General features: G+C 37.6%; 33 protein-coding genes. 11 read left to right on the plus strand and 22 right to left on the minus strand.

What is annotated here, in order from left to right; genetic code table 11:
- Nucleotides 1-53: 53 nt before the first annotated feature.
- From C1A05_RS14930 to C1A05_RS14940, 3 genes are all read right to left on the minus strand, one after another.
- Nucleotides 54-506, minus strand: a complete 453-nt coding sequence (locus C1A05_RS14930; RefSeq protein WP_102029047.1) for a nucleoside deaminase — start codon at nt 504-506, stop codon at nt 54-56.
- 213 nt (nt 507-719) lie between these two features.
- Nucleotides 720-1100, minus strand: coding sequence for a VOC family protein (locus C1A05_RS14935; RefSeq protein WP_102029048.1), 381 nt, complete (start codon nt 1098-1100; stop codon nt 720-722).
- A gap of 28 nt (nt 1101-1128) precedes the next feature.
- Nucleotides 1129-1539 carry a VOC family protein gene (locus tag C1A05_RS14940; RefSeq protein WP_102029049.1) on the minus strand — a complete coding sequence of 137 codons (411 nt, stop codon included), beginning with the start codon at nt 1537-1539 and terminating at the stop codon, nt 1129-1131.
- A 172-nt stretch (nt 1540-1711) separates the two neighbouring features.
- Here C1A05_RS14940 and C1A05_RS14945 point away from each other — a divergent pair, with 172 nt between their 5' ends.
- The gene (locus C1A05_RS14945) at nt 1712-2329 is read left to right on the plus strand and encodes a TetR/AcrR family transcriptional regulator (RefSeq protein WP_102029050.1); all 618 of its coding nucleotides are present in this window, start codon (nt 1712-1714) and stop codon (nt 2327-2329) included.
- A gap of 21 nt (nt 2330-2350) precedes the next feature.
- Here the strand turns inward: C1A05_RS14945 and C1A05_RS18205 are convergent, their stop codons facing one another.
- The 3 genes from C1A05_RS18205 to C1A05_RS14960 all read right to left on the minus strand — a co-directional run bounded on the left by C1A05_RS18205 (nt 2351) and on the right by C1A05_RS14960 (nt 4363).
- Nucleotides 2351-2677 carry a hypothetical protein gene (locus C1A05_RS18205; protein ID WP_200816509.1) on the minus strand — a complete coding sequence of 109 codons (327 nt, stop codon included), beginning with the start codon at nt 2675-2677 and terminating at the stop codon, nt 2351-2353.
- Between the two features lie 146 nt (nt 2678-2823).
- Nucleotides 2824-3468 (minus strand): phosphatase PAP2 family protein, encoded by a 645-nt coding sequence (locus C1A05_RS14955; RefSeq protein WP_102029051.1) that lies wholly within the window; start codon nt 3466-3468, stop codon nt 2824-2826.
- Nucleotides 3469-3610: 142 nt separating this feature from the next.
- The gene (locus C1A05_RS14960; RefSeq protein WP_102029052.1) at nt 3611-4363 is read right to left on the minus strand and encodes an NADPH-dependent oxidoreductase; all 753 of its coding nucleotides are present in this window, start codon (nt 4361-4363) and stop codon (nt 3611-3613) included.
- A gap of 341 nt (nt 4364-4704) precedes the next feature.
- Here C1A05_RS14960 and C1A05_RS14965 point away from each other — a divergent pair, with 341 nt between their 5' ends.
- Nucleotides 4705-6345, plus strand: a complete 1641-nt coding sequence (locus tag C1A05_RS14965) for an AMP-binding protein (protein ID WP_102029053.1) — start codon at nt 4705-4707, stop codon at nt 6343-6345.
- 124 nt (nt 6346-6469) lie between these two features.
- Here C1A05_RS14965 and C1A05_RS14970 read toward each other — a convergent pair whose 3' ends face one another.
- From C1A05_RS14970 to C1A05_RS15000, 6 genes are all read right to left on the minus strand, one after another.
- Nucleotides 6470-7105 carry a FusB/FusC family EF-G-binding protein gene (locus C1A05_RS14970; RefSeq protein ID WP_102029054.1) on the minus strand — a complete coding sequence of 212 codons (636 nt, stop codon included), beginning with the start codon at nt 7103-7105 and terminating at the stop codon, nt 6470-6472.
- A gap of 137 nt (nt 7106-7242) precedes the next feature.
- A complete protein-coding gene (locus C1A05_RS14975; protein WP_102029055.1) occupies nt 7243-7512 on the minus strand; it encodes a CD3324 family protein in 270 nt (89 codons plus the stop codon).
- Between the two features lie 291 nt (nt 7513-7803).
- Complete coding sequence (locus C1A05_RS14980; RefSeq protein ID WP_102029056.1) at nt 7804-7992, minus strand: hypothetical protein; 189 nt, start codon at nt 7990-7992, stop codon at nt 7804-7806.
- A gap of 41 nt (nt 7993-8033) precedes the next feature.
- Nucleotides 8034-8372, minus strand: a complete 339-nt coding sequence (locus tag C1A05_RS14985) for a hypothetical protein (RefSeq protein ID WP_102029057.1) — start codon at nt 8370-8372, stop codon at nt 8034-8036.
- 228 nt (nt 8373-8600) lie between these two features.
- Nucleotides 8601-9314: a hypothetical protein gene (locus C1A05_RS14990; RefSeq protein ID WP_102029058.1), complete on the minus strand. Its 714-nt coding sequence runs from the start codon at nt 9312-9314 to the stop codon at nt 8601-8603.
- Nucleotides 9315-10120: 806 nt separating this feature from the next.
- Nucleotides 10121-10519 carry a hypothetical protein gene (locus C1A05_RS15000; RefSeq protein ID WP_306373271.1) on the minus strand — a complete coding sequence of 133 codons (399 nt, stop codon included), beginning with the start codon at nt 10517-10519 and terminating at the stop codon, nt 10121-10123.
- Nucleotides 10520-10819: 300 nt separating this feature from the next.
- On the opposite strand from C1A05_RS15000, the gene C1A05_RS15005 reads away from it, so the two are divergent.
- On the plus strand, nt 10820-11767 hold the full coding sequence (locus C1A05_RS15005) for a hypothetical protein (protein WP_102029061.1): 948 nt from the start codon (nt 10820-10822) through the stop codon (nt 11765-11767).
- Between the two features lie 85 nt (nt 11768-11852).
- On the opposite strand, the gene C1A05_RS15010 is transcribed toward C1A05_RS15005, so the two are convergent.
- Nucleotides 11853-12296, minus strand: a complete 444-nt coding sequence (locus tag C1A05_RS15010) for a cell wall hydrolase (RefSeq protein ID WP_102029062.1) — start codon at nt 12294-12296, stop codon at nt 11853-11855.
- A 264-nt stretch (nt 12297-12560) separates the two neighbouring features.
- On the opposite strand from C1A05_RS15010, the gene C1A05_RS15015 reads away from it, so the two are divergent.
- Both C1A05_RS15015 and C1A05_RS15020 read left to right on the plus strand, forming a co-directional pair.
- A complete protein-coding gene (locus tag C1A05_RS15015) occupies nt 12561-13931 on the plus strand; it encodes a LysM peptidoglycan-binding domain-containing protein (protein ID WP_102029063.1) in 1371 nt (456 codons plus the stop codon).
- A 29-nt stretch (nt 13932-13960) separates the two neighbouring features.
- Nucleotides 13961-14515 carry a CBO0543 family protein gene (locus C1A05_RS15020; RefSeq protein ID WP_102029064.1) on the plus strand — a complete coding sequence of 185 codons (555 nt, stop codon included), beginning with the start codon at nt 13961-13963 and terminating at the stop codon, nt 14513-14515.
- Nucleotides 14516-14570: 55 nt separating this feature from the next.
- Here the strand turns inward: C1A05_RS15020 and C1A05_RS15025 are convergent, their stop codons facing one another.
- Nucleotides 14571-15791, minus strand: a complete 1221-nt coding sequence (locus C1A05_RS15025; protein ID WP_102029065.1) for an alanyl-tRNA editing protein — start codon at nt 15789-15791, stop codon at nt 14571-14573.
- A gap of 208 nt (nt 15792-15999) precedes the next feature.
- Here C1A05_RS15025 and C1A05_RS15030 point away from each other — a divergent pair, with 208 nt between their 5' ends.
- The 4 genes from C1A05_RS15030 to ybaK all read left to right on the plus strand — a co-directional run bounded on the left by C1A05_RS15030 (nt 16000) and on the right by ybaK (nt 18185).
- Nucleotides 16000-16476: a DUF2975 domain-containing protein gene (locus tag C1A05_RS15030; protein WP_102029066.1), complete on the plus strand. Its 477-nt coding sequence runs from the start codon at nt 16000-16002 to the stop codon at nt 16474-16476.
- Nucleotides 16477-16486: 10 nt separating this feature from the next.
- Nucleotides 16487-16708, plus strand: a complete 222-nt coding sequence (locus tag C1A05_RS15035) for a helix-turn-helix domain-containing protein (RefSeq protein WP_102029067.1) — start codon at nt 16487-16489, stop codon at nt 16706-16708.
- Between the two features lie 92 nt (nt 16709-16800).
- Nucleotides 16801-17598 (plus strand): DUF817 domain-containing protein, encoded by a 798-nt coding sequence (locus C1A05_RS15040; RefSeq protein ID WP_102029068.1) that lies wholly within the window; start codon nt 16801-16803, stop codon nt 17596-17598.
- Between the two features lie 104 nt (nt 17599-17702).
- The gene (ybaK, locus tag C1A05_RS15045; protein WP_102029069.1) at nt 17703-18185 is read left to right on the plus strand and encodes a Cys-tRNA(Pro) deacylase; all 483 of its coding nucleotides are present in this window, start codon (nt 17703-17705) and stop codon (nt 18183-18185) included.
- Nucleotides 18186-18269: 84 nt separating this feature from the next.
- Here the strand turns inward: ybaK and C1A05_RS15050 are convergent, their stop codons facing one another.
- Nucleotides 18270-18860 carry a hypothetical protein gene (locus tag C1A05_RS15050; protein ID WP_102029070.1) on the minus strand — a complete coding sequence of 197 codons (591 nt, stop codon included), beginning with the start codon at nt 18858-18860 and terminating at the stop codon, nt 18270-18272.
- 122 nt (nt 18861-18982) lie between these two features.
- On the opposite strand from C1A05_RS15050, the gene C1A05_RS18445 reads away from it, so the two are divergent.
- Complete coding sequence (locus C1A05_RS18445; RefSeq protein WP_255398307.1) at nt 18983-19114, plus strand: hypothetical protein; 132 nt, start codon at nt 18983-18985, stop codon at nt 19112-19114.
- Between the two features lie 57 nt (nt 19115-19171).
- Here C1A05_RS18445 and C1A05_RS15055 read toward each other — a convergent pair whose 3' ends face one another.
- On the minus strand, nt 19172-19546 hold the full coding sequence (locus C1A05_RS15055) for a VOC family protein (RefSeq protein WP_102029071.1): 375 nt from the start codon (nt 19544-19546) through the stop codon (nt 19172-19174).
- Between the two features lie 247 nt (nt 19547-19793).
- Between C1A05_RS15055 and C1A05_RS15060 the strand changes: the two genes are divergently transcribed.
- Nucleotides 19794-20183: a nuclear transport factor 2 family protein gene (locus C1A05_RS15060; protein WP_102029072.1), complete on the plus strand. Its 390-nt coding sequence runs from the start codon at nt 19794-19796 to the stop codon at nt 20181-20183.
- A 78-nt stretch (nt 20184-20261) separates the two neighbouring features.
- Here C1A05_RS15060 and C1A05_RS15065 read toward each other — a convergent pair whose 3' ends face one another.
- From C1A05_RS15065 to C1A05_RS15090, 6 genes are all read right to left on the minus strand, one after another.
- A complete protein-coding gene (locus C1A05_RS15065; protein ID WP_102029073.1) occupies nt 20262-20753 on the minus strand; it encodes a hypothetical protein in 492 nt (163 codons plus the stop codon).
- A gap of 150 nt (nt 20754-20903) precedes the next feature.
- Nucleotides 20904-22421, minus strand: a complete 1518-nt coding sequence (locus C1A05_RS15070) for a glycine betaine uptake BCCT transporter (RefSeq protein ID WP_102029074.1) — start codon at nt 22419-22421, stop codon at nt 20904-20906.
- A 528-nt stretch (nt 22422-22949) separates the two neighbouring features.
- On the minus strand, nt 22950-24242 hold the full coding sequence (locus C1A05_RS15075) for a YhfT family protein (RefSeq protein WP_102029075.1): 1293 nt from the start codon (nt 24240-24242) through the stop codon (nt 22950-22952).
- A gap of 18 nt (nt 24243-24260) precedes the next feature.
- A complete protein-coding gene (locus C1A05_RS15080) occupies nt 24261-24620 on the minus strand; it encodes a DUF2620 domain-containing protein (RefSeq protein WP_102029076.1) in 360 nt (119 codons plus the stop codon).
- Between the two features lie 12 nt (nt 24621-24632).
- Nucleotides 24633-24998: a PRD domain-containing protein gene (locus tag C1A05_RS15085; RefSeq protein WP_159462093.1), complete on the minus strand. Its 366-nt coding sequence runs from the start codon at nt 24996-24998 to the stop codon at nt 24633-24635.
- Nucleotides 24999-25019: 21 nt separating this feature from the next.
- Nucleotides 25020-26105 (minus strand): amidase family protein, encoded by a 1086-nt coding sequence (locus tag C1A05_RS15090; RefSeq protein WP_102029078.1) that lies wholly within the window; start codon nt 26103-26105, stop codon nt 25020-25022.
- Between the last annotated feature and the right edge of the window lie 89 nt (nt 26106-26194).

Below are 26194 nucleotides of genomic sequence, written 5' to 3' on the forward strand. Positions count from 1 at the left end.
AACCTTATTGTCTATCTTTTAAATAAAAGACCAACGAAATTCATAATTCTTCCTTAATCTTTCTTTTTCCAAAGCAGCATTGGATTTTCTCGAAATTCCTTAAGGGATATTTGCTCCATGTTCAACGAACGTTCTTCTCTGTTTTTCTTGAGTTCTTGATAGATAAATTGTGACTTACCCAATCCTGCCAGAGCGGCATCTTCCACTGATTGGCAATAATAAATCTCATTGATTCCGATAAAATACATCGCCGTCAAGCACATTGGGCACGGCTCACCACTCGCATACATTGTAAATCCAGATAAATCATTCGTGCGTAATTGCTCCTGGGCTCGACGAATTGCTAACATTTCCGCATGTCCACTTACGTCGAAAGCTTTATGTAATTCATTGACACCTTCAGCCACTATGTTGTTGTCCTTTACGAGTACTGCACCAAAAGGTTGACCACCTTCCTGTACATTAGCAAGCGCCAATTCGACTGCTCTCTCCATATACTCATTCATTAAATAACACTTCCTTATTAGAATAGGTTAGTAAAGCATCATTACCCCTTCGAAAATCCTTCTTTCTATATTCTATAAAGATAACGATTATCCTGTCCAGTGAACTTAGCAAAACATTAAATGCCACATTCCAACTTATCGTTTTACCGAAAACAGAAAGAACCGTTAGCTGGAAGCATTTCATCCAACAAACGGTTCTATTATGAGCTTCGTTTATTTTCTCTCCATTACCGCAAAGTAATTTCCTTCAAAGTCTGCAAAATTAAAAACTGGGCCATTAGGCATATTAATGATTTCCCCTATCGTGATGTCGTGTTTAGAAAGGTGTTCATGTAATTGCTCAACGTTGTCTGTGAAGAACATTAATGAAGGTGTTCCTAGGTTCATATCTGGTTCCATCTTTGCAACAAACGCTTTATTATGAAGAACAATCGTTGTTACGGATTCTGTTCTTGGAGACATTTCAATCCATCTCATTCCTTCACCATTGTCTTGATCATCCACGACACGAAAGCCCATAATGTCTTTCCAAAAGCGAACACATTCATCTTGGTCATCCACATAAATCATGATTTGGCCAACTTTTTGAATCATCACAATACCCTCCTATGCCTTGATATGCTTATTCAAGCGCTTTTGAATCCATCCATATAAATTCCCAAAGATGACCATCAAGATCCTCAAATCCCCACTCATACATAAAGCCATGGTCTTTCGGTTCTTTCGAATGCTTTCCTCCTGCAGCAAAAGCATTGTTAACATAATGGTCAACTTGTTCCCGGCTTTCTACAGAAAGGGCTACAATTACCTCAGAGCTATTCTCTGTATTTGGTATTTCCTTTTTCGTAAAGGATTTAAAATAATCCTCTACTTGAAGCATTGCAAAGATGTTGTCATGGATGACCATGCAAGTAGCATTTTCATCCGTAAATTGTGGATTAAAGGTAAATCCTACTTGCGCGAAAAACTCCTTTGACTTGTTTAAGTCTTTCACAGGCAGATTCACAAAAATCATTTGAACCGACATATTCATCTTCCTTTCCGTATTTCACTAAATTAACTTTATAAAAGGTAAGTTATGTTACACATATAATAAAATACAATTTACCATATGTAAAGTTATAATTTAACAAAAGGTAAATTATGTTGACTTTTAATAAGGTTATTAATACGATAAGTAGTAAGAAAGTTGAGGTTGATACAACATGGGGAAAATACGCGATGCCGAGCGCACAAGAAAAAAAATTTTAGAAGCAGCGAAAATAGAATTTTTCGAAAAGGGCTATAATGGGGCAAGAGTGGAATCAATAGCAAAACGTGCGGGGCTAAACAAACAGTTGATCTACCATTACTTTAAAGGAAAAGAAGACCTCATTAATGAAACCATTGCCCATTTCGCATCATCTGTCCCTACCACAAATTTAACATTACCTGCTAATCCAGTGGAAATTGCTGATTTTCGTTTTAAAGTAAACGTGGAGCATTTAATGGAGTTTTTAAAATTTACCGCATGGGAAGCAGTTGAAGATCTCCCAAAAAATTCTAACGGAGAAGAAAGTCGAACCAAGGTCTTACATTCCTATGTAAAAGATATGAAAATAAAGCAGGAGTTGGAATTAGTCCCTGCGGAATTAGACCCTGCATTGTTAACATTATTTATTTCAAGTATCACAATCTATCCACTTCTATACAGTAACGTAACCAAGATGATTACGGGCATGGAAGCTTGTGATCCACAATTTCAAGAAAAATGGTCTGAATTTCTTCGTTTGATTAGTGAGCGAATATTTACCGAAGGATTATCTAAAAAAGGGGACAGTTAATCGAACTGCCCCTTTTTCCCTTTATTGCAATGGACTTCCACCATTTTGAGATTGTTGATTTTGCTGTTTTACTTCCTCTGCATTTGTTCCTGCAAACCCTGGTTGGAATACAGATTGGGATGCACCAGTTGATGCTGTATAGCTTTGCTCCGTTTGGCTTTGTTGAACAAGGTTTTGCACCTTACTTAATTGTTGAGCGGCATTCTGCTCTAGATTAGCCATTTGCTGCTGTGCACCAAATTGTTGGCCTTGTTGCAGCTTTTGGGCATTCTGTGCCTCTTGTTCCTCTAATTGTTTTGCAATTTGGTTTATTTGATTCAAAACTTGTTGTTGTTTGTTTTGTTCCATAGAAAAAACTCCTTTCTTAAAAGGTTACCTTTAATTTACCTTACCAGCTAAACTCTCATCCGCTACATTTATTACTACGTATAAGCTTGAGTTAATGAGAAATGGGGTAATAGGCATCCATTTAGGAAAGGATAAAAAAAACAGATTTATGTACAAAATGTAATTTGATTCTTCCTGCGTGTGTACAGCCATAATGAAAGGAATATACAAGTCATCCCAATTAAATAACCACCAATAACATCACTTAGATAATGGGATTGTAGAAAAACTTGCCCTAAACCACAGAGAAGGATAAAAAGTACAAGCACCATCTTTAAATAAGGTATGTATTTTTGATTCCGATAAAATGTATGTACAATCCAAACGATAAATCCAAACAAGAGCAGACTCTTCATTGCATGCCCACTTGGAAAACTATAGGAAACGATATTATTACCTAACCCCCAGAAGTCAATATAATGCACCTCACCTGGGCGTTCAACCTTCATTATACGTTTTAATATGAGTGTAACAACAATTCCTGTTGACATAAGAAAGAGATATAAAATAACTTCCTGAATCTTTTTTGTCGAATACAGGAAAAATACGATAATAAGGGAAAGAATTGCAAGCATTTCCGTATCTCCAAAAATCGTAAACATGCGCCAAAAAAAATCTGTTGATGGGGTGGATAATGTATTGGACCAGTCGTAAATAATTTGATCCATATTTGATAGGCTATCCAATTTAACTAGCCATACAAAAAAGACAGTAATGAAAAAGAAAGTGTAAAAATATCCTTTAAATCTCAATCGTATATCTCACCTCCCCCAAATATTTCCTTAATCTTTTTTATTCAACACTACCGTTATTTATGAAAAGACAAAAACCCCACAACCAATGAAAATTCGAGCGTGTTGTGAGGTTACATTTTCTATCCTAATTAGTGCTCGATTACTTATATCGAAATCCTTGTTTTTTTAGCGTAGGACTTGTGCTTTTTTCGTATGCCTCAAATCCATGTTCATAGAAATTAGCAACCTTTGTGGACCAATCACTAGCATCTTTTCCGTTGGTTCGTTCATACATATAAGAAGCAAACGTGTCATCATATTTCGGAATCGCTTCTTTTTGTTTTTGTACATCATAGCGTTCTTTCATGTGAGTAGCTTGCTGCGGAAGTCTAGGTTTTTGAGCAGGAATTGTTCTCGGATAACCAATCAATAACCCTGCAACCGGAAATACATATTCGGGCAGCTCTAAAAGCTCCACAAAGGTATTGGAATTTCTGCGGATTCCTCCAATAGGTACTGTACCAAGACTCATGGATTCAGCAGCAACAACAGCACTGCCTAATGCAATACCTACATCAGTAGAGCCAACCAATATGGATTCCATATCCTCTACTACTCGAAGATCTTTACCGTGTTTTTCCGCTGCTAATTTTGCACGATAAAAATCGATGCAAAACACGAGGAAAACCGGTGCTTCCTCTATATATTTTTGGTTGCCTGCAGCTTTAGCTAGTGTTGATTTTCGTTCATTGTCTCGAACTTCAATTACAGTCACTTGTTGGCCATTAATCCAGTTCGGAGCAGACATTGCCGCTTTTACAATCGTATCTACTTGTTCTTCGCTCACATTTTTGTTCGAGTCATATTCCCGAACGGAGCGATGGTTCATTAGTAATTTTAACGTTTCGTCCATATTATCACTCCTCTTCTATACACTACTATAGAATTTCAGCTAGATACAAACGAAAACAAAAAATTAAGGGAATTGGCAAAGGGCGATTGAATACATTATATGAATATGGTAATCTACTAAAAAATGAATCATACCACTAAACATACAAGTAGTACCTCTAACACCACTTTTCATACTTTTTCCATTAATAGTACTAGATTTCTAATTAAGACCTATCGCTGAACCATTCTTTTTACCTACTATTTTAAATTATGCAGCTGAATACCTTATGTAAAGGAGTGATTCATACTTTCACATTCTAACCTGAAAACGTTTACAAATTTTCGAAAGGAGGACGATAGATGAGTCAATTAATACGAAAAACAGTTGGGGAGCTTTTAGCGGAAAGGGCTATCGATATGCCCAATCACGAGGCGCTCGTATACCCTGATCGCGGGTTACGTTATACCTACTCCCAATTTAATGCATTATGTGAGGAAGTTGCAAAAGGATTAATGGCTTTAGGAATTGAAAAAGGGGAAAACGTTGCAGTTTGGGCAACGAATGTACCAGAATGGGTAAGCTTGCAGTTTGCTACAGGGAAGATGGGTGGTGTGCTGGTTACCGTCAACACCAATTATCGAAAGAAGGAATTGGAGTATTTATTAAAGCAATCAGAGTCTACCACTTTATTCTTAATTGAAGATTATCGTGGAAATTCGTATATCGATACAATCTATGAGCTATGCCCTGAGCTTGAATATTGTGAGCCTGGAAACTTACAATCTGAGAATCTACCTTTATTAAAAAATGTAGTCGTGTTGAGCGAAAACAAACATAAAGGAACCTATAACTGGTCCGATATTTTAGAAATGGCAAAGGATGTTTCCGATGAGGAATTACGTATACGTTCTAGTACGATGGTTTCAGATGATGTTATTAACATGCAATACACATCAGGTACAACGGGATTTCCAAAGGGAGTTATGCTCAGTCATCGTAATTTAACAAATAACGCGTACAACATCGCCCAATGTATGAAAATAACCGTTCAGGATCGTTTATGTATACCGGTTCCATTTTTCCATTGCTTCGGATGTGTGATCGGCACATTAGCAGCAGTGAGCGTTGGAGCAACAATGGTTCCAGTACAAGAATTTGATCCAGAGCAAGTGCTTCAAACCGTTGAACAAGAAAGGTGTACCGCACTCCACGGGGTTCCCACTATGTTTATAGCAGAATTAAATCATCCGAACTTTGAAAAGTATGACTTATCTACACTGCGAACTGGAGTAATGGCAGGCTCCAATTGTCCAATCGAAGTCATGAAAAAAGTCATCCATAAGATGAATATGTCGGAAATCACCATATGCTACGGACAAACCGAATCTTCTCCTGTTATCACCCAAACACGCACCGACGATCCACTAGAATTACGAGTTGAAACTGTAGGCCGAGCACTTCCAAATGTTGAAGTAAAAATAGTAAAACCAGGAACAAATCAGGAAGTACCATATGGAGAACAAGGAGAGCTTTGCACCAGAGGGTACCTTGTCATGAAAGGATATTATAATAATCCAGATGCCACAAAGGACGCAATCGATGAGGAAGGATGGCTACATACAGGGGACCTTGCAGTAATGGATGAGAATGGATATTGCCGAGTTACTGGTAGGTTGAAGGATATGATTATTCGAGGCGGAGAAAATATATATCCACGTGAAATAGAAGAATTTCTTTATACACATCCAAAGATTCTCGATGCCCAAATCATTGGGGTTCCAGATGAAAAATATGGGGAAGAGGTTCATGCTTGGATCATCTTAAAAGAAGGCGAAACGGCAACAGAAGAGGAAATCAAATCATTCTGTGAAGGCGAGATTTCACGTCATAAAATACCTAAACACATTTTCTTTACAGATGCATATCCAATGACCGCTTCCGGAAAGATTCAAAAATTTCGGTTGAGAGAGCAGTCGATGAATGCAGTTAAGATTACTTAAGGATAAGGGATTCGCTCCTGTGTTAGCAGCGAATCCCTTTGTTATGTGTTGATGTATTTCATTTTCCTATATACTGATTGCTCATGCTTTCGATTTCCGCCAGCGCGAATTAGAGATATGACTATCACCCTTTCAACCGCTCCATAAATTCATATAATTTATCTATCGAAGTTACATTTTGATTGCATCTTTCACTATCCTTACAAATATAATTTCCTCTTTTAATGAAAGTTCCTTGCACTTTTCCCTTCTCCTTCGATTGAAACATTCCTACTTCTTCATGACTTTTACAAAGTGCACAAATCCCCTTTTGATTAGAAGGCGTAAAGGAGCCATGTAACCCAATCCATTTATGATCTTTTCTTGCTACAATAAACTTTTTATTTGTGTTCGGATCCACCCAGCTTAAATAGGATATTTCCTTGAGATTTATTTCGTCTATAGATGGTACCTTTAATTTTTTTTCTTTCGGAAATAACTTCTTAATCCCTTGCTCTGAATATGGGAAGGATTGTACATATGGATGTAAACGATGCAGAAAACTTTCTGCCTTTTCCTTATCATCTACTGAAGTAATAGGTAGCAATAGCTGTTCCTGTTCGTTACTGATACTTGGAAATATTTTCAATACACTTTCCTCGACCAATGATTTCACCGTATTCTGCACATCCTTGTCATTTGCAGTTGCGTGTGCATTCACAAGCTTTTGTACTTGTTTTCTAATAAAATGATATTGATCCGCACGAATAAATGGTTCCACTATATTCACTCCAATCGTTTCTACCATGTAGTTTATAAAAAAATACAGCTATTTAAAATGGTTTTTTTAATTCGAAAATGTTTTCTACATAAAACGCGCTGGGTTTCTCATAGAAAAACCCAGCGCGTTTATAATCATTATTTTCTCTTTGTGTAAATAATTTTTTTAATCGTTTCAGGTGAAAGAAAATATGCTTCACTTAACTCTTCAATCGAGGTTCCCTTTTGAAAGGATTGCTTAATAGTGGCATTTCGATTGGCAATGGACTCACGTGCGCCAGAACAAGCACCCCATTTTTGATATGCTCCTTTAGGCTTTGGGATATAAAGCGTTTCCCCCTGAACATACTTTTGAATCTCTTTTAGCAGTTCTTCCGGTAATACTGCATTAGCCTTCACATAATTCATGTTAGACAGCTCCTTATTTCAATTTGTTTCAAAAAATAAGGTGCAAAGCCTAATCGGTTTTCATAGGCGATTCAATTAATTCATCTCACTCATGTAAAGGATCGCCTATCCAATAGTAGGCTTTACATGAGAAGCTGCAATATAAGACATATTCAATGCCATTTCTACCACCCCTAAAAAATGATTACATTTATTGTAATCGAATTGTATTGTATTTTCATCCTTTAAGGGATACTTTTCTGTTTTCTCTCTAAAAAGAATACCTCCATGAAGAAAAGCTAAAACTCTATATCAATCGTCTAGGTCATTATCCAAAAAGGATTTTTTATCCTCCATTATATCCTGCTTCTGAGTGAAACGCTGACCAATTACAGAATTGTTGATGCCATTTCGTACAGCAGATTCAATAACCATATAAAGAACGAACAGGCCAATTATGATACCACCTGCATAAAATAAAAAGGCAATAATTCCAACCACAATATCACTCCTAATCTGCTTGCTATTATTCGCTGTAACGATTACTCTTCCAATATTCTTATTTTCGTAGCTAGTAAACGTTCATTTACTTCCTGTACCCAAACTTTTATTTCCTGTCCATCCTTAAGATCCCCCAGTTTATCCCCTATTCCGCTAACATACGTTTTGTCATCAATAAAAATTTCATATGCTAAATATTCCGCCTCTGGATCCATTCTTATTGGTTCTAAAGTAAAGGAAGACTCCTGTATGTTTGTTATTATCCCTTTGAAGTCTGATTTAAATGGAAGCCAAACAAGTAAAAAACTAACGATTAACGCAAAGAAGATGCCAATCACAAGCATTAATAATTTTATTTCTCCCTTCATGTAACGATTCATTTCCTCTCTCCTTTTACGATAGGGGAATTTAGCTAATCTCTGTCTATTAAGCTACTTCCTAAAAAAAGGCAATCTCCTGCTTGAAGATCTGCCCTAATCTACGTATGCTCCTAAATAAGAGACGTAGCATTTATAGCACCATATTTGCAATGGAATCGACCCAGTCCTCATTTACTTCTATCATATTTGCAAATCCCACACATACTAAATCACTCTCCCAACGCACATTTATACTACTTCTTCTAATGTACCTATTCTCATGCCACCCTTATAAACCATGTACTTCTTTCGGTCTGCATACGATAATGTTTCACAGCCAAACTGCTTTGCCCAGGCATTACATTGTCTTTCAATATCATCTCCGTGTAGCTTTTTATCTAGATTGTAAATTAAACTGTGTCCAAATTCATGACCTAGCGTGTGCAGCAGCTCTTTTTTGGCCTGCTCCTCTGTTATCAAAATATAAGGTCTATCCTGAATGTCATCCTGTACCGGAAATCTTTTTTCTAAGTCTTTGTAAAAAAGATACATCCGATAATATTCCCCGTCCTTGCTAAGAGGATATAAATCAATGGTTGCCCCTTGAGATGAACGATAGGATTGGAAGCTATGGTAAGCTCCATATACACTAAGCGACAATGCATCAGGACGGTTCCGTAATCGGATTGTTTCAACTCCTTGAACTGCCGCAGGACGTTTTCTTCGTGCTTCTTGTACAAAATCCTCCACGTCCGTAATTGACAATGGAAAACCAAATCCAGGCTCCGGCTCTTCCGCAATCATTTGAATGCTTTCAAATCGCTTGTGCTTCACAATCCATTTCAGTCGTCTTTTTTTCATCCACCTCGAAGCAAGTACCCTTTCTTTTAAAACCAAATAAAAAAATAATACAAAAATAACAAATGCAAATCCCAGCATTCCCCATACAATCAGCTGATACACCTTTAACACCTCTTTATATCCACGTGTATTTCGTAATACTAGTATAATTCAAAGTCTGAATAGCAAAAAGCGAAACTTTCTAATGCTTCAAACGAATTACGTATTCCTTGTATTACATTTGGACAAAATGACTATCCTTTTGCGAAATGCGCACAGAATTTTGTCATATGCCATATACTAGTTGCATAATTTGAAGAAAACAATTGTGGGGTTGAATACAGTGGAGAGGTTTAGACAAGGGCAAGTAGTGAAATCAACCTTAGATGAAGATGTGGGAATTATCATCGGGAAAAGCAGTAAGCCCGATCCTTCCTGGTATGTTGTCCTTAGGAAACGAAGGTATAAGGATATTATCATAAAATGTATTCATGAACGATACCTTGTTCCCTATAGCTACCTATGTCCAAAATGTAGTAATAGATTGGATAGTTCTACGAATCCTGCATGCGATACGTGCGGGTGGCTAGTATGCGGAAAGTGTGGATCCTGCAGTAGTAGACGCGGAAAATGTCGCTCGAGAGGATTTCGAATTATGGATGAGGATGACATTATTGACGATAGTGAAGAAGTTAATTAAACAAGCTGTATGGAGAGGACGTAATGGCATGAATTTATTATGTCTACTTGTTGTTGCCATTTTTTGGACGCCTTTTCTTATTGGTATTCCCCCTTGTTTTCTACTGTTCTCCGAGCTCTAGGTATTATTTATATCCGGTGAAGTGGATTGTTGTAGTTTGCGGGCTCTATGAACCCCTCTCGAACAGAAAGAGGCGACTATATCCTATAATCACCTTAGAGACTCATCTTTATCTCATTTCTCGCTTTTCTAAGATATAAATCCATTTATAATAGCCTAATAAAATGAATAAAAGAATAGGAAGCGCAATAATCTCATACCATAATTTCCACCATCCATAATGAAAGAACCCCCATGGCTCAGGAAGCGAAGCTAGGATTTCATAAATCATAATTGCAAATGTCCAAGCTATAATAAACATAGCCTTCTTAATTAAACTCGTATGAAAAGGAAACCAATTTAACAGCATTATGTTTACAGGAGGTATTAACAACGTGTGTCCTAGGAATCCAAATAAATCGATTCCCTTATCAAAATACCAATAAGCTTGATATTTAAATTCAATAATAATATCAAATAGCATTTGAAATGCGATTGTAAATGTCCATATATGTACAACCCGTAACATAGGAAATCTATTTATTTTCCAAGCTATAAAATTAAACAAAATAATAGAAAGGGAAAGTACAACCATAATAATTTTTCCTTTTATTTTTTAAACTGTCCTGTTTGAATTTTATTTATGCTTCCTTCTTCTATTCCCCCTATCTTTATATTATCAGTAGCAGTTCCTTGTATGCTCACACAAGGATGAACGACCGAGCAATTTCGAAATTTGCTGAAATGGAATACCAAATTAAAAATTTTCAGACTCTCCTTACTCTCTATGCTAATATATACAAGAATAGACAAAAGGGGGTATGCATCGTTGAGAAAGTATTTTATTATCATGCTATTATTTACTTTTTTATTATCTGCTTGTAGCGAAAAGAGGACGAATAAGGAAATTTTCGTGGATGCCTTAACATCTGTGATGGATTTAGAAACGTACGATATTACCGATTTAGTGGATGTATCCGTGGAACTTGAAAAGGAACCGCGAGCGACTACGAGTAATGTATATTTAGACATGTTGAATAATTTGGACTTGAAAATGAATCGTAAATATCGAAAAGAAAAAGATAAAATAGAATATACCTATTTCATTAAAGGACAAGTTAATCCTTTTCAACTGGACTTGACTATACCGGTTTTGGAAGATAGAAAAAATAATGTTGCCTATATGAACATAGATAGTGTTGTGGATAACTTGGGACCAATATTAGGTCTTACAGAAGATTATAAGGGTAAAATTGTGGAGATGGACATTAGTGACGTAGCTAGTGTGGTACACCAAGATATAAATTTAAAAACATTCCAACAATACTTAAAGGACTCTATTCTTCAAATAATAAAAGAAAAAGGGGAAGATTCCTTCTATAACGATGGCAAACATTTCTATGCTGTTCAGTTAACAAAAGAAGATTTAAAAGATCTCTACTTTGACATCATGTTAAGAGTTGAGAATGATGCTAACCCAGAATCGGCGACAACTAGTGAAGAAATCTTAGCTTTTATCGAAACCGAAGTCAATTCCATGTTTGAGAATTTTGAGGTGGACAAGTTTAAATTGATAGCAAAAGTAGATGGCGAAGAGCTTCAAGAGATTATGTTAGACGCGGATGTTTCGATTCAAAATATCCAAATAGGTGAAATAAAGGTAAGCGTAGCTATGAAAGAAATTTATAACAGCTTAAATAAACCCGTTCAGTTTTCGATCGATCCCACAACAGCTGATTTGATGCCACTGGAGGAATTCGAAGACTTGATATATTAAGAATAAGCTGATCTAAGAGAGTATGTTATGTAAAAATGCATACTCTCTTTACCTTGAATTCGAAAAGAGTTGGATAACATTAACCTTAACCACCAGTGTATACACTATCACATGTCCCAGCTTGCGGCTCATAATAACAATGATTTTTAAATTGACCAGCAAATGGTTGGTTATACCACGTCGGTGGGCATGGTGCATATGGATTAAAGTACCAGAGCGCATATTTGCCTGGGTGCTGTCTCCAATAATCCAGGTTTTGTTTCGCTAATCTTTTTTCAGCTTCTCTCGCCCTTTGATAAAAAACATTCCCCTTTTGAACAGCTTCAAATGAATAATTACCCCCTTGCACCTGAAAAATAACCTGTTCCACAGTACGTAAATCCTTAAAATCTAAACAATTCGCTTTAAGGCGATTCACTATAACATTCCCTACATATAACATTCCTAATTTCCCTTCACCTTCAGCCTCTGCCCTCATCATCCGTGCCATTAAGGACACATCCGAGCTTTTGTACTTTACTCTAGGCATTTCCTCACCCCCAAACTATAGTATGAGAAGGTGCTTGTAAAGTTGCTAATTATTGACGTAGTTTAGGAATTGCAGAAAAACAAAAAAGCATTTGTGATATACAACTTAATCTATTGACAGCCTCCTATTTACCAATACCTCCTATATTTTTATTGTAAAAGTGATTACGTGTGGGAATAGTAAAAAATAAACTGAGCTTTCTATCTGTCTTTTTTTAGTCAACCAATCAAGGAATATCACATCATAAAAAGGATGATAAAAAGAATGGAGCCATTTACTCATTACAAATTAAACGAAACAGCTGAAGGAATCGAAGTCATTTTATATCTAAATGAACGCTTAACAGAGTTTGCGAATGAATTGGGAAGTCCCACTAATGCAGACCAGTCCAATATCAAACAAGACGCAAGGAGTTTTGTGAAGCAAAAATTTCCTAAATTAAAAATTAAGTCGATTAAAATTATGGCTGGTGCAATGGTATTAACAACGCTAGGATTGGGCACGTTGCCTACTTTACAAGCATCTGCTGCTGAAACTACTACAGCCCAATCGCAAAAAACCACTTCATCCTATACTGTACTTCCTGGGGATACACTCTATAACATAGCGAAACGGTACGACACAACCGTGGACACAATAAAGAAAGCGAATGGATTATCATCGAACCATTTACAAATCGGACAAGCCTTAACCATTCCTAATAGTAATGACATAGCAGCTCCAACCATATCGACAACTTACCAGGTTGTTGCCGGTGATACGTTATATGATATTGCGAAACGGAGCGGAACGACGGTTGATGCAATCAAGCAGGCAAATGGATTAACATCAAACCATTTACAAATTGGACAAGCCTTAACCATTCCTAATGGCACGGAAATAGTAGCGCCAACGAAATCGTCAACATACCAGGTTGTTGCTGGGGACACACTTTATGATATTGCGAAACGGAGTGGAACGACGGTTGATGCAATCAAGCAAGCGAACGGATTAACGTCAAACCATTTACAAATTGGACAAGCCTTAACCATTCCTAATGGTAAAGACATAGTAGCACCAACTCAATCGACAACTTACCAGGTTGTTGCTGGGGACACACTATATGATATCGCAAAACGGCATGGCACCTCAGTGGATGCAATTAAACAGGCGAACGGGATGTCGTCAAATCAGCTACAAATTGGACAAGCCTTAACCATTCCTTCTAGTGTGACACTTGCTCCGTCCGAATCCCAGGTAACACCATCTGAACAAAAATCCGAAGTTAACCAAGAGGATGTAGAGTGGCTCGCAAAGATGATTTATAGCGAAGGAAGAGGGGAATCCTTAGAGGGGCAAATTGCAATCGGTGCTGTGATTATGAATCGTGTAGAAAGTCCGTTATTTCCGAACACTGTTAAAGATGTATTACTTGAAAAAAGCTACGGTTACTATCAATTTACCCCAGCAGCAACTGGAGCAATATATAAAGCCGTACCAAATGAAGAAAATATCGAGGCAGCGAAACGGGCCATTAATGGTGAGGATCCAACAAACGGTGCATTATTTTTTTACAATCCCGATAAAACTTCTAGCACCTATCTTAAAAGCCGAACCGTTTCTACAGTGATTGGGAATCATACGTTTGCTTTTTAAGACTGAGTTAGGCACAAAGGATGAAAAACATGGAGAAACAGGAAAAAGCCGAAAGGGTAGGACAATTATTTGAAGAATTTCATCATCTCCATGAAGAGTATGGTCGATTTTGGTTAAATGAGACCTTTCTTCGCTGGGATTGGTGGGTTTCTGTTATTCTCGCTGTAGGTCCGTGGATATTTTGGAGCTATTATCGAAAGAAGAAAAGTACACATCGCCTGCTTTACGCAGGTGTTGCTGTCATGCTCATTTCCTTATGCTTAGACTATATAGGGACAGCACTTGGTCTTTGGTATTACACAGGTAAGGAAACGCCTTCTTTTCCAGCATGGTTACCATTTAACTTTTGTATGCTGCCCGTTTGCATAATGTTTTTAATTCAAACCAAACCTCATATTGCAGCCTGGAAAAAGGGGATATTTTTTGGTGCTTTAACTGCGTATCTTGGTGAACCCCTATTTGTTTGGGCTGGTTATTATGTATTAAATGATTGGCGCTACACATACTCTCTACCAATTTATGCGCTTATATTTATTTTTGCAAACTGGCTTGCTAGAAGACAATCATTTTCAGATGTCCTATAAAACTTTTTATAGAAGAGAAGGTCAGGAGGAAGGCTCCTGGCATTCTCTTCGGCAACTAAACCGTCTCAGCTAACACGTTTTCGATTGCCTCAACTAATTTTTCTGCAAATGCTTCTGGAGATAAAAGCGGATCTCCCCCACCTTGGGCAATCATTGGGCTCCCTCCACCTTTACCATTGATTACAGGTAACAGCGCTTTTACTACTTCGTTAATTCGAATATCGATATCCTTACTTCTTGCGCAGACAAATTGAAGCCTGTCATCCTTATGGCTCATGAAAAGGACGACTCCTCGGCTCGTTTTCTCTGTTACATTCTTCGCCAATTGTTGAAGTTCTCCCATAGGCTTATCTGTAAAAATCTTCTCTACGAAGCGGTAGTGCTTTTTCTCTTCTGCCTGCTCTGCAAGCCTATTTGCCTCTTCTTCCAACAAAGTGAATTTTAACGCACTCATTTCTTTCTTTAAGTCTTTTTGTTCGTCGAGAATTCGGATTGCAGCATCAGCCAGTTTATCCTGTGGGGCATTTAATAATCCCGTCAGCTGTTGGATCACACGATGCTTTTCATGAAGCTGTTTTCGAGCTCTGTTGCCACAAACAAAATAAATACGAAGATAATTTTTCTTTTGCTTCTCCCAGTGCAAAATGTTTATAGTGCTTACCTGTCCGGTAGTGCTTGGATGGGTTCCACCACAGCCGTTGTAATCAAATTCTGGAATAATCACAAGGCGTATGTTATCAGTCACCGATAAAGCCTTTCTTAATGGCAATCTGCTCGCTTCCTCTGTTGTTACCCACTTCACTTCAATAGGACGATTTTCCAAAAGTATCGCATTTGCTCGCTCCTCCACACGGCTTGCTTCCTCGACGCCTAGTGCTTGTACCTCCAAATCAATCGAACACGTTTCCTCACCTAAATGAAAGCTTACCGTTTTATAGCCATACATTTCTTCAAAAGCTGCTGATAAAATATGCTGTCCTGCATGCTGCTGCATATGATCGAATCGTCTTTCCCAATCAATCTCTCCACTACATTCCTTCTCCTCAATTGGAGTTTGGATAAAATGCCTTATTTCTCCGTCTACTTCTTCCACATCATAAACAGGGACGTTATTTATCATCCCAGTATCATTTGGTTGCCCTCCACCTGTTGCATAAAATGCCGTTTTATCTAGGACGACATAGTGGCGGCCATTTTCATCTACTCCGTTTTCGACAAGTTGAGCATGAAAATTTCGTATGTAAGGATCTTCATAATATAGTTTTTCTGTAGCCATAGGTTTGTGCTCCTTTTTTATATCCGTACTATTGACCTTATTTTATCGAATGTTGATATACAAATGATAATATTCAGTTTAACAAAATACAACCAAACAAATACTTGGAACAATAATATTTTTTCTATAAACATCAATTATTTATTGACAAACGATAAATATATTCCTATAATCAATAACGAAGTATAAATTAAAGAGGTGCTTATTTATGAAACAAGGAACGACGTTATTTTTAAAAGTAACGGTAATTCTGATGGGAATTCCAGTTCTTGCATTAGGTCTATATGGGTTATATTTTTTAATTAATAATCCGTTTAATCCAGATTATGACCATATACTCTATCCGATTTTTGTAGGTATTTATGTATCTATAGTTCCATATTTTATTGCGTTGTACCAAGCCTTTAAGCTTTTAAGCTATATCGACAAAAACCTTGCTTTCTCTAATTTATCCGTAAAGGCTTTAAAAAATATTAAAATCTGTGCGGTAATCATTAGTTGCTTGTATGTGTGTATTTTGCCATTTGTTTATATGGTTGCTGAGCTAGACGATGCTCCAGGCCTCATAATTATTGGGATGATTCCTGTTTTTGCTTCAATGGTCATTGCAGTATTCGCGGCAGTTCTCCAAAGGCTTTTACAAGAGGCGATCAAAATAAAATCAGAAAATGATCTAACGGTTTGAGGTGAGAACAATGGCAATTATCATTAATATCGATGTTATGTTGGCAAAACGAAAAATGAGTGTAACAGAGCTTTCCGAGAAGGTTGGCATTACAATGGCTAACCTATCTATTTTAAAAAATGGCAAAGCCAAAGCAATTAGACTATCTACGTTAGACGCAATCTGTAAGGCATTAGAATGCCAGCCCGGGGACTTATTAGAATATAGAAGTGAAGAAGACTTTAACAAATAGAGCAACAAACCAAGAAGAGGGGCGAATCTAAAAGAAGGATATGCCCCTTTTTCAATATACATACTTTCAAAAAAGTAAAGGATGCATAGGCGATGAATGCGATGAAACAACTTGTTCATTTTGGATGGGAGCAAGCTCTATCATGCTTGTTTCCCGTCGTTATTTTTGCCTCTTTGGCTATTACACAATTGATATCCCTCCCCCTTCTACCACGCTATGACTGGTTGCTTCTAATCTGCATAATCATGCAGTGGTTCATGGTTCATTCTGGACTGGAAACACGAGATGAATTAAAGGTTATTACATTATTCCACATTATCGGTCTAGCACTTGAAATCTTCAAGGTTCATATGGGATCGTGGGCTTATCCAGAGGAAGGAAACTTTAAAATTTTTGGCGTGCCTTTGTATAGCGGATTTATGTATGCGAGTGTAGCAAGCTATCTTTGTCAAGCATGGCGAAGACTGAACATAGAACTTATTAACTGGCCACCCTTTTGGGCTGTCGTTCCACTTGCAGCAGCAATATACTTAAACTTTTTCACTCACCACTATTGGATAGACATACGCTATTGGTTAGCTGGACTGGTCGTTCTGGTCTTTTGGCAAGCTTCGGTATCTTACAAGGTGAATGGGAAACGGTATCGTATGCCAATCGTACTATCCTTTATATTAATCGGATTTTTTATCTGGATCGCAGAAAACATTGCGACCTTTTTTGGTGCATGGGAATACCCGAACCAACGGGATTCTTGGAGTCTCGTTCATCTCGGAAAGCTTAGCTCTTGGCTCTTACTAATCATTGTAAGCTTTTTAATCGTAGCTACATTAAAGCAAGTAAAAGGATCAACCTCCAAAAAAACAGATGCTAATTCATCCGTTAAGGCTTGATTAATATAGAGAATGGAATCTTGAATTTGTGGATATAAAGGGAAAGTAACCTTTAAAATAGAAGAAGATATTGAATGCTGTTTGAATAGGAAAGGTGGATTAGGATGGCGAAAAAAGGGGACAAAACGAATGCTGTTCGTATGATTGAAAGGCAAAAAATAGCATATGAATTGTTACATTACGAAATACAGGATGCCGAATCAGTAGACGGTATCTCGGTTTCAGAAAAAATCGGCTATTCCGTTGAGTATGTATATAAAACATTAGTCGCTACTTCAAGCACAAATCAATATTATGTATTTGTCGTACCAGTTGCAGAGGAATTGGATTTAAAGAAAGCGGCTAAAGTAGTAGGTCAGAAGAAGGTTGAAATGATTCCAGTCAAAGAACTACTTAACATTACTGGCTATGTGCGCGGTGGATGTTCACCAATTGGAATGAAAAAATTATTTCCAACCTATCTGGATGCTTCAGCAGAATCGCTTGAATTTATGATAGTAAGCGCAGGAAAAATTGGCTTACAACTCAAACTATCACCACAGGATTTGGCGAAAGCTGCAAATGCGGAATTCGTAGACATTGTATAGTAAAAATCCGTTTCAAAGTCATTTTAAGGGAAGGGTCGTCTCATTCGAAAAGACAATCCTTTTCCATTCATCTCATACATAGAATTAATGTTTTCTCTTCATTCTAAAAAAAACAATTCCAGTTAGGAGTAATATCCCAATCCCAACGGCAACAGGGTAAATTACACCTGTATTGCCACTGTTTTCAACCGAAGTCTCGTACTTTGTCTTGGCTTCCTTCTCCGTTATTTGTTTCCCTTCACCAAGCTCGGCAATGTCTTCATCGGCCATTTCAAGCTGAGCTGTGCGAGTGCAGTAGCTTGTCTGGAGGTTTCCTTCTCCCTCAGAAGCATAAACCAAATATTCTCTCCCAACCTCAAATTCGAAACCACAGCTAGCAGAATTGGATGCGGTATAAACGACAACTTCTTTTTGATTTAATCCTTTCCAACTCTTCTCTACCTCAAATTGAACTGCTACTTGCTCAATATCTGGAGGAAAGGTAAGGCTACCCCTATCTTTATTGGCAATTTCCGTTACTTTTCCTAAAAAAACGGCCGAGCTTTCTTTCATTTCTTCCACTGGTGCACCCGGTGGCACACACGAGCATGCATACGATTTCATAAATGGTGCATAAAAAAACACCGACACAAAGGTAACGATTAATAAAAGGAGCAAAACCATTTTCTTTTTCATCTAAATACGCCTCCTTTTTTTCCATTAGACGAAGTAGCAGCATATTCGTTACATCCGAACGGTGCATAGTCCAATAATTTTTTGGAAAAATAGAGGAATAACAAGATTAGGAGGCATTTGAAATGAAAAACAATAATAGACAAGGGACAAATAAAAACATGGATCAAGTCACTAAAAAGGGAAAGGGCTCTGCTCAGAAAGATGGATTTCGTTATGATTATACCGATTCTTCAGATTTTAAAGAGGATAAATAAGGCTATGGAAAAGTCCATTACGGGATCGTAATGGACTTTTATTACGTATTTTTCTTTCTAGCCGTTACAAATCATAATGATGTTATGGTCGGGATCGCTAATATTGAAGTATGCGAAGTCATCAAATTCTACAATATCGGATTCTATTTGATAGCCTAACTCTTTTATGTAGTTAAAAGCTTGATGGATATCCTCTGTATGAAAATTAAACAATGGGTAAGCAATTGGTATTATTTTCTTCTCTTGATCAGCAGGTCCAGCATCCAATGTTAGACCAGTATACTGATTCATTTGGATATTATATACAGGTCTTGTTACCTCTGAAACGTCCACTTCTTGATTGAGTAATTTTCCATACCATTTTGCCGACTTCTTTAAATTACTTACATGAACAAAAATAGTATTTGTCTTGTTTTGAATTGGGTTTATCAAAATGAGACCACTCCTTTACATATTTATAGAAAGCTCAACACATGCAGAATTGCCATGAATGTTTAAATACTTAAATATCTCTAAGGATTTAATATTTCGAATTACTAAATTGTTTTGTTGTTTAGTTGTGTATACTGTATGAATTAAACATTTACAATTTTAACGGTCTTGAAAGTTGGTATAATATTGTAGAAGACCTCTATTTTTTCAAAAAAAGTATTGGTATGTGATGGAAAGGATGTTGAAAATGCATGCAGATCGACAGAATATTAACAAAAAAGAGATGGCGATTTCTTTTCTAAAGCAGATAGCCTCAGGGAAAATTCGAGAAGCATACGCACAATTTGTCGGTTCTAACTTTAGTCACCACAACCCTTATTTCAAGGGGGACGCAGAATCGCTCATGCTTGCAATGGAAGAGGATGCAACGCAAAATCCTAACAAAAGCCTTGAGGTTATACTTGCTATACAAGAAGATGATCAAGTAGCAGTATATTCTTACCTAAAACAAAATCCTGACGACCTTGGCAGTGGGCTAGTACATATCTTTCGATTCCAAAAGGACAAGATTGTTGAAATGTGGGATATCGGACAAGCATTACCAGAGGATTCCCCAAATGAAAATGGCATGTTTTAAAGTCATTCGACAAAATTCGGGTGGTGCCAGGCACCCCAAAACAAACTGCCTAGCACCCTATAAAGCACCTGCACAATACTATTCCGAATACTTACCCTCTATCTCATCCAGCCATTTAAAGTAATCCCCTTTTACTTCTTCTGCGGTTTTACCGTCTAAAGAATATGGCGGGCTAGCGAGTGGTGTGCTGGCAATTGGATAAGACCAACCTCCAATTACTTCTCCATTAACGAGAAAAACGGTGACTTTTGTTTTCCCCTCCCGATAACGATCATCAAGAGGATGATTTTTTACGGTGAACCCTACTGTATCAATCTTCTTGCCTAAAAATTCATCCGGTTCCTTGTATTGAACCGCCCAAACTTGCTGAGCATCCTTTGTAAGCAAATCCTTCTTAGAAAGTTCCTGAGTTCCTTCTTTATCCACCTCTTCCACTTCATATCCCATTTCTTCAAGATAAACTTTAGCAGCTTGTCCGTTTTCACTTAAGGTTTTTTCTTTTTTTTCAGTTTGACTACATCCTACGAGAGCGATTGCTAAGAGTAAGAATGCGATTATATACTTCTTCATAATTACCTCCGTGTGTTTTTCAATGACTTAGATTCCTATTCCTTATCATTTTAATGTAAAATAAAAATCATTGCGAATAAATGGAGACATTTTACCGAGCAATCGATACAAAAAGAAATAGGACAGGAATCTACCCTGTCCTACTAGAATTTACTTTTGCTTGGATTTCGGCTTTGGCTTTAGATACAATCCTAATTCTCTTTTCTCCTTCGTTAACGAACGATAGAGAGAAAGCATCATCAGCACAATGATTAAGGAGAACGGGAATGCCGCTCCTATTAAGGCATTTTGGAGCGCTTGTAATCCACCGCTATACAATAAAATTAAGGCAACAGAGGATTGTGCTATTCCCCAAGTTAATTTTACGGAATTCGGTGGCGTTAAAGAACCGTATGTTGTTTGCATCCCCAAGACAAATGTTGCTGAGTCTGCTGATGTGATGAAGAAGGTACAAACAAGTGTTATGGCAACGATAGAAAGAATGGTCGACCAAGGTAATTCACTAAAGACTCCAAATAACACTTCCTCGGTAGCAAATTTCGTTAAGTCTATATTCCCTGCATTTTGCACGTCGATTGCAGCCGTACCAAACACTGCAAACCATATAAAGCTAACAAGGGAAGGCAGTAATAAAACACCGACTAAAAATTCGCGAATCGTTCTCCCCTTGGAAACACGTGCAATAAAGATTCCAACGAATGGGGACCATGAAATCCACCATGCCCAATAGAAAATGGTCCAATCATTAATCCAAGTACGGTGCTCCTCGTTTAATGGCGCAATACGGAAACTCATTTGTACTAAGTTTTGAATATAGCCACCAATCGTATCAGTAAACATGTTGAGTGTTAAGATTGTTGGTCCTACGATAAACATTAATACAAATAAACCTATAGCTAAAAACATGTTTGTATTACTTAAATACTTAATTCCTTTGCTTAGTCCAGACCATGCTGAGATCATAAATAATACCGTAACGACTAAAATAATGAGAAACTGCACAAAAAAGTTATTTGGTATGCCAAATAATGTCGATAATCCTCCATTAATTTGTGTTGCACCAAACCCTAACGTTGTGGCTACCCCAACAATGGTGGCAAAAACAGCTAGGACGTCCACTACCGTTCCTAATGCGCCATCCATTCTTTTTCCTAGTACCGGCTTTAATGTAGCAGAAATTAGACCGGGAGCACCTTTACGAAACTTAAAGTAAGCTAAAGCTAAGGCTACAACCGCATAAATGGCCCAAGCATGAATTCCCCAGTGGAAGAACACATATCGCATTGCTTCCTTATTCGCTGCATTCGAGCCACCTTCAGCGAGTGGTGGATCGATATAATGGGAAAGTGGTTCTGCTGCTCCCCAAAACACAAGTCCAATCCCCATACCAGCACTGAATAACATAGCAAACCAAGTACCTTTCGAATACTCTGGTTTATCATCAGGTTTCCCTAATTTAATAGCGCCTACAGGACTGAAAATAAGAAAAACACAAAAGACAACAATAACCGTTACTAAAATAAGGTAGTACCATCCAAATGAAGTGGTAATCAGTGATTGAATATTACCTGTTACCCTTTCAAATGCATCTGGAGTTGCTACACCAAATACAACTGCGACGAGAACAATCGCAAGTGAAATCCAAAAAACCTTTGATATTCTTTCCATAACAAATTAATCCTTTCTAAATATGGGAGTAAACAGTGACTAAACGGTCTCTCACCATATTTCTTGTTGAAAACCTCCATTTGCTGCAATTGGTAAAGCTTTGAAGCTGCTTGAAAAACCCGATAATAAGGAATATAGTTTAAACCCTTTTTATAACCGCACAAAATGTATTGGAAATATAAAAATGTACTGTTTGTAGAAAAATGGCAGATTCGTAGAATTCCTTTTCAGAAAGGAATAAACAGAGAATGATCGTTATAGGTTTTCATATGGAGATAAGTCGTCAAAAATTGTCGAACAAAAAACAGACTTTTTCATTTTAACATAAACTGTATTTTTTTACACGGGAGGAGATGTTTCCCACAAAAAAGTGCTAAGAATCCCTTTTTCCCAGATTATTATTTAAATACCCTAAAGATATTTTTTCTAACATAAAATAGGAATGTAACATAAATATAAAAAAACTGCTAAAACAGACGTATCTGTCCTAGCAGTTCGTTACAGTTATTTTGTCACCTATACATTAGCTTAACCCGGTATTGCCATGATCCCTAATCCAACTAGAATATTAGCAATGATACCTACAGCAATTGCCCCTACAGGACCTACTGCCATACGAACGATTGGACGTCCAGCCGCTTCGTTTAGTAGATAAAATCCGGCGATAAAGAAAAATCCGAATCCTGGTGCGATCATGTTTGCAGCGTTAGCACCACCGATTAATAATGCAACCTCTAATAGCTTCGTCATAGCACTACGAATATTTTCACCAGAGTTACGTACTCCAGGATATTTATCTAGGAATCTAGCAATAAAGCTTAATAGCATTACTTCTAGAAAAATTACAACTGCCCCTATGATTACTGCTACCCATACATTTGGTGAGAATAATCCAACAACGAAGATTAGGGTAAATCCAACTGGACTGTAAACACCAGTTGCAATAGCAGTACTTGCTACTAGTGGAATGAACCCAATTGCTCTTGCTGCTGCAGCAATTCCTGCATCGGTTTGTTTTCCTTCTGCAAGTAAGTTTAAGGAAATAGGGTCACCAGCCATTAAGAGTAGATTGGTTGCACCAGCAATTAATGCACCAATAATCATGAAGAAGACAACGTTTTTCTTAATGGATTTTACTTTTTCACTAAATACAGATGCTAAATCGACCGAAGCACCTTCTTCTGCTTTTTCCCTCATCGCAAATGCGAATAAGAAAACCATCCCAACGATTAACGCCATACCTTCTTGGTTAATGGAAACAACATTGTCTCCAATTTGAAGAAAACCTTGTTCGTTTACCCATACAGCAAGCTGTCTTACAAGGGCTGCTAGTGCAAAGGTTAAAATACCTTTCTTAATACCGAATTGCATTGCAATGGCAAGCGCTGGGAAAGCCATAAATGTTACCACAACTGGTGTTCCAACCTCACCTAGTGGCTCAAGGAAGTTAACTGGTAAATGATCAAATAATTTCACGAATCCTTCTAATCCAGCAAGTAGTCCCCATCCATAAAGTCCACCAATTGCCGCTGCTACTGGAGTGCCCCATTTATTTTTTGGAGTAATTAAACCAATGATATCTGTTCCTAATAAAATACTATGAATTAAAATAATACTAGCCGATAATGTAAATGGTATTCCGAAACCTATTACTAAACCAAAACTCATTGCAAACGCTGTTAAACCAAGCTCTCTTCGCTTCAGTCTTCCTTCAATATGCTCTGATACAATTGGGCGTAACCCATCATTAAAGACTGCGATATTGCGATTGGCTAAAATAGCAGCGACCGCCCCAATTAATACGACAAATAATGTTTCCATCGTCCTTCCCCCTCCATCTTATGAATTTGATTTAATTGCATTTAAAATCATAGGTACTGCAGTTTCAATATGATCTCCCGTAAATCCAAATGCTTTTTTGCCACTCTTCACTGCTTCTACGACATTCTCTTCCTTCGGTTTCTTTCCTGGCATTGAAACGGTTTCACAATTGTCTCTACCAATAAGCGCAATCGCCATCGCTAAAGCACCACCGCCTCCTGTATGACAGGCACCAAAGTAGTAATCTGCCTGATTTGTTTTCATTGCCATTGCTGCATCTAAATCGGATTTAACAACGGTTTCAATAGAAGGGTCTATTTCCTTGATTAATTTTTCAATTTCCTTTTTCTCTACTTGGCCACCAATTACAATTTTCATCGATATTCCTCCCTATAAATTTGTATTTAGTACATTTGTATAATGCATATAAAGATACTCTTTTTCTCCTTGAGGTAGAGGACTACTCCATTTTTCCTCAATCAATTGAACTTGTTCTTTTACCTTTGTAAAATGACTGGATTCCTCGATTTCACGCATGATTTCTGCTGCTGGCTGTTCTACCTCTTCTCCACTATCAATCCGACTCAAGGCCATTGGCAAATGGGTGAATAGCATTTCTGCTTGCTCTATATCTGTTTTCTTGACAATTTCCGTTAATTGCTGAAAGGCTTGTAGGGCAACATCGTGTGCCTCATTTGAAATAACCTGTTGCTCCAGTAAGATTCCTAGTCGTACCTTATACGCTGCTAAATCCATAATCATGACCACCTCGTTTGCTTAATCTAGGAATGATTCAAAATCCAACCCTGAATACTTCGCTTTTGCTTCTATAAAATAGCGCTTCCATATCTCTGGTAGCTTAATAGTTTCCTCTAATTTTCGAGCTAGTTCCAAAGCATAGCAACCATTGTCTATCCCGCTCTTTGCGATGAGAACCATTCCGCTAGCTAGTTCCCCTGTTGGAATCGTAATCGCGGTTGTGTTGCTCATGTTGGCTGCCCGTATTAAATATTTACCGTGGCTGCGAGTAATACTTTTCCCGACTTCACCAAGCTGCTGTGGAATGGTTTCACCATATCCATAAACATCAACAGGACCTTCATATGTTACTATCATGTCGACTTGGTCGTTATGGAAGCATTTATCTATTAACTCCAATCCTTTTTTCCGATCCTCGATTCCGCTCATATCGACTTCCTCAAGCCTATAAGCATCGATCTCAATTGCAGATAAATGTTTTCTTACTCGCTCATACATATCGCTATTGTCTGGACACCTTATCGAATTTTTCTTCGGTATTGCGATTCGTAACGGTTTCCATTCTATTGGTTCTAATCTTTTCTCTGTCAAGCACTCCATTACTTCTTTTAATACTGAAACACGTTTTGCAATAACCCCAACACTTGCTTGAAACTCTAGTTTATCGGTAGAAATCTTTTTCGTTTTCCCCTTTAATCCGAATCCCGCACCAATGATGGATGGTAATTGACAGCTCATCGCTGGAGCGAGAACGGAGCCACCGCCATCTGTACCAATAGCAAAATCATTGATACCTTTTACGATATTGATTGGTCCTCCACTCGATGATCCTGTCATCGCTCGGTAGGTAATCGGATTCATCAAATCCGTATCAATTGCTCTACCTTTGTCTGAGCCTTTATCAATGGTAAGCCATGCATAGCTGGGATTTTTCTTCAGTTTTGCAATGATTGATTTTGGTATTTGATCTGTGTCTTTCACCCCAAAATACTTCAAGTCTTTATGCTTTGCTTTGACCTCATCTTCCAGGTAGGGGTTAATACGTATTACCGATTTTCCTAGCTCCCTCTGTGCGAGCTTGATTTTATTCGATACAGTCAACATGTACTCATCTCCGATTTCGCATCGAATCTCTTTGTACAATATATTGTATATTGTAATTATAACGCTTTCATAATGGATGTTCAACACAA

The sequence above is a fragment of the Salirhabdus sp. Marseille-P4669 genome, from assembly GCF_900240405.1.
In the GTDB taxonomy this organism is placed as follows: Bacteria; Bacillota; Bacilli; order Bacillales; family Alkalibacillaceae; genus OEQK01.

What these genes read in the sequence shown, in the direction of transcription:
- C1A05_RS14940 (WP_102029049.1), bottom strand. Translation starts at nt 1,539, where the DNA reads ATGAATATGTCGGTTCAAATGATTTTTGTGAATCTGCCTGTGAAAGAC.
- ybaK (WP_102029069.1), top strand. Translation starts at nt 17,703, where the DNA reads ATGGCGAAAAAAGGGGACAAAACGAATGCTGTTCGTATGATTGAAAGG.
- C1A05_RS15060 (WP_102029072.1), top strand. Translation starts at nt 19,794, where the DNA reads ATGCATGCAGATCGACAGAATATTAACAAAAAAGAGATGGCGATTTCT.
- C1A05_RS15050 (WP_102029070.1), bottom strand. Translation starts at nt 18,860, where the DNA reads ATGAAAAAGAAAATGGTTTTGCTCCTTTTATTAATCGTTACCTTTGTG.
- C1A05_RS14935 (WP_102029048.1), bottom strand. Translation starts at nt 1,100, where the DNA reads ATGATTCAAAAAGTTGGCCAAATCATGATTTATGTGGATGACCAAGAT.
- C1A05_RS15070 (WP_102029074.1), bottom strand. Translation starts at nt 22,421, where the DNA reads ATGGAAAGAATATCAAAGGTTTTTTGGATTTCACTTGCGATTGTTCTC.
- C1A05_RS15025 (WP_102029065.1), bottom strand. Translation starts at nt 15,791, where the DNA reads ATGGCTACAGAAAAACTATATTATGAAGATCCTTACATACGAAATTTT.
- C1A05_RS15035 (WP_102029067.1), top strand. Translation starts at nt 16,487, where the DNA reads ATGGCAATTATCATTAATATCGATGTTATGTTGGCAAAACGAAAAATG.
- C1A05_RS14965 (WP_102029053.1), top strand. Translation starts at nt 4,705, where the DNA reads ATGAGTCAATTAATACGAAAAACAGTTGGGGAGCTTTTAGCGGAAAGG.
- C1A05_RS14945 (WP_102029050.1), top strand. Translation starts at nt 1,712, where the DNA reads ATGGGGAAAATACGCGATGCCGAGCGCACAAGAAAAAAAATTTTAGAA.
- C1A05_RS15010 (WP_102029062.1), bottom strand. Translation starts at nt 12,296, where the DNA reads ATGCCTAGAGTAAAGTACAAAAGCTCGGATGTGTCCTTAATGGCACGG.
- C1A05_RS15015 (WP_102029063.1), top strand. Translation starts at nt 12,561, where the DNA reads ATGGAGCCATTTACTCATTACAAATTAAACGAAACAGCTGAAGGAATC.
- C1A05_RS15040 (WP_102029068.1), top strand. Translation starts at nt 16,801, where the DNA reads ATGAATGCGATGAAACAACTTGTTCATTTTGGATGGGAGCAAGCTCTA.
- C1A05_RS15085 (WP_159462093.1), bottom strand. Translation starts at nt 24,998, where the DNA reads ATGGATTTAGCAGCGTATAAGGTACGACTAGGAATCTTACTGGAGCAA.
- C1A05_RS14985 (WP_102029057.1), bottom strand. Translation starts at nt 8,372, where the DNA reads ATGAATCGTTACATGAAGGGAGAAATAAAATTATTAATGCTTGTGATT.
- C1A05_RS15030 (WP_102029066.1), top strand. Translation starts at nt 16,000, where the DNA reads ATGAAACAAGGAACGACGTTATTTTTAAAAGTAACGGTAATTCTGATG.
- C1A05_RS18205 (WP_200816509.1), bottom strand. Translation starts at nt 2,677, where the DNA reads ATGGAACAAAACAAACAACAACAAGTTTTGAATCAAATAAACCAAATT.
- C1A05_RS15000 (WP_306373271.1), bottom strand. Translation starts at nt 10,519, where the DNA reads ATGTTACGGGTTGTACATATATGGACATTTACAATCGCATTTCAAATG.
- C1A05_RS18445 (WP_255398307.1), top strand. Translation starts at nt 18,983, where the DNA reads ATGAAAAACAATAATAGACAAGGGACAAATAAAAACATGGATCAAGTC.
- C1A05_RS14930 (WP_102029047.1), bottom strand. Translation starts at nt 506, where the DNA reads ATGAATGAGTATATGGAGAGAGCAGTCGAATTGGCGCTTGCTAATGTA.
- C1A05_RS15075 (WP_102029075.1), bottom strand. Translation starts at nt 24,242, where the DNA reads ATGGAAACATTATTTGTCGTATTAATTGGGGCGGTCGCTGCTATTTTA.
- C1A05_RS14960 (WP_102029052.1), bottom strand. Translation starts at nt 4,363, where the DNA reads ATGGACGAAACGTTAAAATTACTAATGAACCATCGCTCCGTTCGGGAA.
- C1A05_RS15020 (WP_102029064.1), top strand. Translation starts at nt 13,961, where the DNA reads ATGGAGAAACAGGAAAAAGCCGAAAGGGTAGGACAATTATTTGAAGAA.
- C1A05_RS14975 (WP_102029055.1), bottom strand. Translation starts at nt 7,512, where the DNA reads ATGAATTATGTGAAGGCTAATGCAGTATTACCGGAAGAACTGCTAAAA.
- C1A05_RS15090 (WP_102029078.1), bottom strand. Translation starts at nt 26,105, where the DNA reads ATGTTGACTGTATCGAATAAAATCAAGCTCGCACAGAGGGAGCTAGGA.
- C1A05_RS15080 (WP_102029076.1), bottom strand. Translation starts at nt 24,620, where the DNA reads ATGAAAATTGTAATTGGTGGCCAAGTAGAGAAAAAGGAAATTGAAAAA.
- C1A05_RS15065 (WP_102029073.1), bottom strand. Translation starts at nt 20,753, where the DNA reads ATGAAGAAGTATATAATCGCATTCTTACTCTTAGCAATCGCTCTCGTA.